Source organism: Streptomyces sp. NPDC033229 (assembly GCF_055576875.1).
This window is the reverse complement of record NZ_JBVIQR010000140.1, coordinates 1-4,088: the sequence shown is the minus strand read 5'-3', so window position 1 is coordinate 4,088 and position 4,088 is coordinate 1. Positions and strand designations below refer to the sequence as shown.

General features: G+C 64.2%; 2 protein-coding genes and 3 pseudogenes. 3 read left to right on the top strand and 2 right to left on the bottom strand.

The genetic code is table 11. From position 1 onward, the window contains the following. Positions 1-191: pseudogene (locus tag ACZ53N_RS36635) on the top strand (IS5/IS1182 family transposase); the annotation flags it as partial. 209 nt (positions 192-400) lie between these two features. On the opposite strand, the gene ACZ53N_RS36630 reads toward ACZ53N_RS36635, so the two are convergent. Further along, a complete protein-coding gene (locus ACZ53N_RS36630; protein ID WP_469145035.1) occupies positions 401-1,045 on the bottom strand; it encodes an arsenate reductase/protein-tyrosine-phosphatase family protein in 645 nt (214 codons plus the stop codon). Positions 1,046-1,486: 441 nt separating this feature from the next. After that, positions 1,487-2,703, bottom strand: a pseudogene (locus ACZ53N_RS36625) (IS110 family RNA-guided transposase). Between the two features lie 296 nt (positions 2,704-2,999). Between ACZ53N_RS36625 and ACZ53N_RS36620 the strand changes: the two are divergent. Together ACZ53N_RS36620 and ACZ53N_RS36615 are read left to right on the top strand one after the other, a co-directional pair. Continuing rightward, positions 3,000-3,596 (top strand): annotated as a pseudogene (locus ACZ53N_RS36620) (transposase); the annotation flags it as partial. A 101-nt stretch (positions 3,597-3,697) separates the two neighbouring features. Then, on the top strand, positions 3,698-4,088 hold a 391-nt coding region (locus ACZ53N_RS36615; protein ID WP_469145036.1), incomplete at its 3' end, for a transposase.

Below are 4,088 nucleotides of genomic sequence, written 5' to 3'. Positions count from 1 at the left end.
ACGGACGAGACCTGCCCGAACAGTACGCACAGTCCAACCAGGACCACGCCCGTCAGCGCGCCCCCGGCGACCGCGCCTTCGCCCGGCTCAAGCAGCGGAGCATCCTCCGCAACGCCCACTGCAGCACCAACACCATCAGCCAGATCGTCGCCGCTGTTCACACTCTCGAGACCGCCTGGCGATCAGGATGAGAAAGGTTCAGTAACCACGAGTGCGTTCGGCAGGGTCAAGTGCGGCAGGATAAGCAATCAACGGGTCTCCCCGGCAACCGAGATGAGATGTCAGATACCTCCCTCACCCCCCCCTGGGGGACTCGGCCGTTACGTCACCTGCACGTGCCCGTCAGCATCACCCCATCAGTGGCCACACTGAAAGTGCTCAGTGTGTATTGCGTTGCTGTTCAGGCCTTCGTCGCCGTGGTTCTTGTTGTTCCACTACCTGCCGTACCAGATGGCAGTAGGGCATTCGTGATGAGGCCGAGGAGGCGCAGGAGCTCGTTGAAGGTTCGTTGGCATGCAGCGATACCCTGCCCATAGGGATCGCGGATATCATGTTCCGCTAAGGATACGGCGCGCTGGTGCATGCGCATATGCACGATGCGTGAAAGTGTCTCCCGCTCCGGGCTCAGGTCGGTGTAGCGAGACATGGGGGAGGGAGGCAGAGCCTTGGCAAGATCCGCCAGCTCAGTCACTGTAAAGGTCCGGTGGAGCACGGAAGGACACACAGCCAGCGTTTCTGTCCGATGCTTGGCTTCCATGGTGACGATGGCGTCCGCAGCTGCAGCCCCGGAGGCTGTCAGAGGGCGGGACGCTCTCTCCGGGATGGGGATTCCGTGGGAGCGAAGGGTGTGGGCTGAGGAGGTATCAATAGGTTGATTATATCGCGCCCGGGTCCCGCCTGAGGTAACGAGCCAGGTCCGATCGGTGTGACTGATTAGATCAGCGGTAATGGCCTCTGCCATGCGAGAGCGGCAGAGGTTAGCTGTGCATACAAAGAGCAGGTGGAAGCTTTCTTTAGGAGGTTTGAAGGGCTCGTGATATTTCATTGAGAAGCTTCCCTGGTGCGGCCTTCGTGGGTGAGGTTGTGAGCTACCGTTCTGGTAAACACATGACCAAGCCACCCCGCGTTCCCGCACCGTGGCATCAATCGGGGAGATATGAGCGGGAGCTTGCTGATTTTGCTCACAGACGACCACTCGTGGCGCTAGAGATTTTATCAAGCCCGCCATGCCATGGGCTGATTCCGAGGGATTCACTGCGGCAGCAGCGGATTCTTGCCCTATTGTAGGACACTTTGCATAACCTGGTCGACTTTCCCATGTCTAGGTATCTTATGTGTCAGTCCGGAAGCCTCTACGCATCCTGCCCAAGCGGCACAGGCGCCACCAAGGGATCCGACGCTGCCCACACGAACAAGACCTCACCAGAGGCAACTACTGATTCCCAATGATGTTGTCAAGTGGGGGCGGTGACGCCTTGTGAGTGTGTCATGCCGCTGCGGCAACGGGTTGGGGGCTGCTGGCCTCGAATGTACGGTGGTCGCGTATGAGGGCCCAGAGCACATTGAGGCGGCGTCTGGCCAGGGCGAGGACGGCCTGCTTGTGACTCTTCCCCTCGGCGCGTTTGCGCTCGTAGAACCGCTTGGACTCGGGGCAGCGTATGGCTGCGACCTGGGCGGAGAGGTAGCACATCCGCAACAGGCGTCGGCTGTAGCGTCGTGGTCTGCGGAGGTTGCCGGAGACCTTGCCGCTGTCTCGTGGGACCGGGGCGAGGCCGGCGACACCGGCGAGCCGGTCGGGGCTGCCGAAGGCTGCCATGTCGCCGCCGGTCGCGGCGATGAACTCCGCACCGAGCATGTCGCCGATGCCGGGCATGGAAGTGATCACTCCGGCATCGGGGTGCTCGCGAAACCGGGCCTCGATCAAGGCTTCGAGTTCCGCGATCTCCTGGTCGAGGGCCATCACCTCCCTCGCAAGGGTGTGGACCATCTTCGCTGCGGTCTTCTCCCCGGTCACGGAGGTGAACTGGGCCTCAGCGGCGGTAACTGCCGCGTCGGCAGCGCTCTTGGCGACGGTGACGGTGCGGACGCCGTGGTTCTTCAGCCAGGCCGCCAGCCGGGCCCGCCCGACTCGCCGCAGCGCTGCCGGGGTCTGGTAACCGGTCAGCAGGATGAGCGCGGTCTTGGAGGTGCTGTAGTCGAAGGCCCGCTCCAGGGCGGGGAAGTACTCCAGCATCTGCGAACGCAGCCGGTTGATCGCCCGAGTGCGGTCTGCCGACAGATCCATGCGGCGGGCGGTCAGGATCTTCAGATCGACCGCGATCTCGCTGGTCTCCTGCAACGGTTGCAGGTCGCGGCGCATTCGGGCCTGGTCGGCGATGACGAAGGCATCCTTCGCGTCCGTCTTGCCGCTACCGCGGTACGAGCCGGAGGCGTGGTGGACGCTGCGGCCGGGGAGGTAGAGCAGCTTCTGTCCATGGCTGACCAGCAGGGCGATCCACAGTGCGGCGCCGCTGGCGTTCAGGTCCACCGCCCACGTCACCGGCCCGCCCCGTCGGCCAGCTCCAGGACGTCACCCAGCAGGTGGAGCAACTCGCTCTCCCCGTTGGGCACCCGGCGCGAGAGCAGCACCGCGGCATCCTTGTCGATGACCGTGCAGTGGTGCTCGGCCTTGCCCGCATCCGTTCCGGCCCACAGTTCAGGCACGGTCACCTCCGAAGTCGTACAGGTTCCTTGGCCCTGCAGACGACCTCGCCGACGTGTCCATACGAGCGATTCAGTTCGCGCATCCCAATGAGTGGCCGAGTCGTCGCGGGACCTCGGGCGGCCAATCCTCCTCAGCCACGAACACGGCAAACACAGTGACAGCCATACCCGGAGCCCTGGGCCCTGGGCCCTGGGCCCTGGGCCCTTCCGATCTTACGAATGACTGTGAGAATTGATCATGGCACCGCTCGACGGCCTGACCCACCGAATGACTGACGCCTCGGGCTGTCCTCTGCATAGTCTCCGCCCCCGCCGAGGTCCGCGAACGCCTGCGCGGCCTGCCCACCTACCAGCTGATCGCGCAGCTTGCCCGCTCTCGCCCGGCACCGACCTCGCTGACCCGACCTGCGCGGTCCGGACCGCCCTGCGGCGTCTTGCCCGCCGCTATCAGCACCTCACCGATGAGATAGCCGAGGCCGACGCCGAACTCGAACCCCTGGTCGCGCATGCGGCCCCGGGCTTGGTCAAGCTGGTTGGCGTTGGCACCGAGACGGCTGCCCAGCTCCTGATCACTGCCGGGGACAGTCCCGACCGGCTGAAGTCCGAAGCCTCCTTCGCCCACCTCTGCGGTGCCTCCCCGATCTCCGCTAGCTCTGGACGGACCACGGCTCAACCGCGGCGGCGACCGCCAGGCCAACCACACACTCCACACGATCGCCCTCGTGCGGATGCGCTACGACCCCCGCACCCGGCTCTACGTCGCTCGACGCACGGCCGAGGGCATGTCAAAGAAGGACATCTTCCGCTGCCTTAAACGCTTCATAGCGCGCGAGGTCTACAAGTACCTGACCAGCACGAACATCTCGCAGCAGCAACTCCTACAGGCCGCTTGACGATCTATAGGAGCTTCCCGATCAACCCGGGAGGGCCTGTAAAAGGAACGGTGTAACTCTGATCATGGAGGATTGCACCTGTGACCAGCGAGAACATAGCTATAGCGTCTGAGGATGGGGCTTGGCCGACGGCTGTCGATGACCGGTTCCTGAACGAGCTCGTGGCCCGGGCCCAGGCCGAGGGCCTGCAGTTGACGGGCGAGGGCGGGCTGCTCCAGCAGCTGACGAAGAGGCTCCTGGAGTCCGCCCTCGAGGGCGAGATGACGGACCATCTCGGCTATGACCGGCACGACTCCGCGGGCAAGAACGGCGGCAACTCAAGAAATGGGAAACGCTCCAAGACCGTCATCACGGACGTCGGCCCGGTTGAGATCAACGTGCCGCGGGACCGGGAAGCAGCCTTCGAGCCGCAGATCGTCAAGAAGCGCCGGCGCCGGCTGACCGGCGTCGACGAGATGGTCCTGTCGCTTTCCGCGAAGGGCCTCACCCACG

Bases quoted from the DNA above. Each gene is read 5' to 3' on its own strand.
- ACZ53N_RS36630 (WP_469145035.1), bottom strand. From the start codon at position 1,045: ATGAAATATCACGAGCCCTTCAAACCTCCTAAAGAAAGCTTCCACCTG.